The following is a 2,244-nucleotide window of genomic DNA, read 5'->3' on the forward strand; positions in this document are numbered from 1 at the left end:
AAGGCCACGTCGCCGATCAGGCGCGTCTTGCCGCTGGGCAGGGTCACGCGGGTGATGCCCACGTCGATCACCGTCGCCCCCGGCTTGATCCAGTCGCCGCGCACCAGGCCGCCGACGCCGGTGGCCACCACCAGGATATCGCCCTGGCGCGCCAGGGCCGCGGGGTCGCGGGTGTCGATATGCCCGACCGACACGGTGCAGCCCTCGGCCAGCAGAAGCTGCGCCATCGGCTTGCCGACCAGGTTGGACGCGCCGATGACCACGGCATGCAGCCCGCGCAGGTCGCCCAGCTCCGATTTCAGCAGCATCAGGCAGCCCAGCGGCGTGCAGGGCACGATCCCGGGCTGGCCCAGCGCCAGGCGCCCGGCATTGACCTCGCCCAGGCCGTCCACGTCCTTCTCGGGCCGGATCGCATTGGTCACCGCCACGGGGTCCAGCCCCGCCGGCAGCGGCAATTGCACCAGGATGCCGTGGATTTCCGGATCGTCGTTCAGCCGGCGGACCAGCGCCAGCAATTCGGCCTGCGACGTGGTGGCCGGCAGCATGTGCATGAACGAGCGCATGCCGGCGCGGTGGGTCTGCAACGCCTTGTTGCGGACATAGACCTCGCTGGCCGGGTCGTTGCCCACCAGCACCACCGCCAGGCCCGGCGTCACCCGGTAGCGGTCATGGAACGCATGGACCTCCGCCGCGATCCTCTGCGTCATGGCCGCGGCGAACGCCTTGCCGTCGATCAGGCGCGCGGACATGCTGGGAGCGGGCGCGGGTACGGCGGACACTGGCTCGGTCATGGGCGCTCCGGAAGGCGATTGAATGACATGGCAGGGGACAACCCTTAAAGATGGGCCCTGAAAATGGGGGATATCGTGCAGGTGCAGATACGCAAGAATTTCAGCAGCGACAATGTCGTTCCGGCCTGTCCCGCCATCATGGCGGCGCTGATGGCGGCCAACGAGGGCACGGCGCCCGCCTATGGCGCGGATGCCTGGACCGCCCGGCTGCAGCAGGTCGCGGCCGACGTCTTCGAACATCCGGTCCAGGTCTTTCCCGTCGCCACCGGCACGGCGGCGAACGCGCTGGCGCTGGCCGCCACCACCCCGCCCTTCGGCGCCATCCTGTGCGATGAGAGCGCCCATATCGTGCAGGCCGAATGCGGCGCGCCCGATTTCTATACCGGCGGCGCGCGGCTGCTGCCTATCCCGTCGGAGGACGGGCGCATGCGGCCCGACGCGCTGTCCTATGTGCTCGACCGCCATCCGGCGCACAATGTGCTGAACAACCTGCCCACGACGCTCAGCCTGACCCAGGCCACGGAATGGGGCACGGTCTACGACCCCGCGCAGATCGCCGAACTGGCGGCCCGGGCCCGGGCGCGCGGCATGGCGGTCCATCTGGACGGCAGCCGGCTGGCCAACGCCATCGCCAGCCTGGGCTGCACCCCGGCCGAGGCGACCTGGAAGGCCGGAATCGACATCCTGGCGCTGGGCGCGACCAAGAACGGGGCGATGACCGCCGAGGCCGTGCTGGTCTTCGACCCCGCGCGGGCCGAACACTTCGCCCGCCGCCGCAAGCGCGGCGGCCATGACTGGTCCAAGCAGCGTTTCCTGAGCGCGCAACTGCTTGCCTATCTGCAGGACGATCTGTGGCTGCAAAACGCGCGGCAGGCCAACGCCATGGCCCACAGGCTGGCCGGCGGCCTGTTCCGCCACCCCGGCGCCCGGCTGGTGTATGAGACCCAGGCCAACGAAATCTTCGTCGCCCTGCCCGATCCGGCCGTCGCGCACCTGCGCGCCGCCGGCTATGTCTTTCGCGAATGGCGCACGCCGGCCGGACTCAACGGCACGGTGATCCGGCTGGTGACCAGCTACGACACCCACATCGCCGACGTGGACGCGCTGCTGGCCACCCTGGCCGCAATCTGACCTTGCCGGGCAGGGAGCATGGGGCCCCTGCCCGGGGATCAACGGGACGAGGTCGGCAGGTCAGTTGTTGTCGTCGCCCGGGCCGGTGGCCCCGCCGTCACTGTCGTTGTCCGTGCCGGGCGTCACGGCGACGAAGATGTTCTGCCCGTTGCGCAGGATGCGCAGCAGCACGGACTGGTTGGCCTTCAGCGCCGCGCGCACGGCGGTGACGGTGGCGCCTGGATTCTCCACCGGGCGGTTGCCCACCGCCTGGATCACGTCGCCGGGGCGGATGCCGGCCTGGTCGGCGGGCGATCCGGACTGGACGTCGCTGACGACGACG

Annotated in this window: 3 protein-coding genes; 1 reads left to right on the forward strand and 2 read right to left on the reverse strand. The window is 70.4% G+C overall.

The window, feature by feature from the left end; genetic code table 11:
* Nucleotides 1-791 (reverse strand): tetrahydrofolate dehydrogenase/cyclohydrolase catalytic domain-containing protein (locus tag HUK84_RS15470; protein ID WP_176641082.1); only part of this gene is annotated, 791 nt, incomplete at its 3' end.
* Nucleotides 792-866: 75 nt separating this feature from the next.
* Between HUK84_RS15470 and HUK84_RS15475 the strand changes: the two genes are divergently transcribed.
* Entirely contained in the window at nucleotides 867-1,922 is a 1,056-nt protein-coding gene (locus HUK84_RS15475) for a threonine aldolase family protein (RefSeq protein ID WP_176641084.1), read from the forward strand.
* 60 nt (nucleotides 1,923-1,982) lie between these two features.
* Here HUK84_RS15475 and HUK84_RS15480 read toward each other — a convergent pair.
* Nucleotides 1,983-2,244 (reverse strand): PDZ domain-containing protein (locus HUK84_RS15480; RefSeq protein ID WP_176641083.1); only part of this gene is annotated, 262 nt, incomplete at its 5' end.

This window comes from Nguyenibacter vanlangensis, assembly GCF_013376155.1.
GTDB lineage: Bacteria > Pseudomonadota > Alphaproteobacteria > Acetobacterales > Acetobacteraceae > Gluconacetobacter > Gluconacetobacter vanlangensis.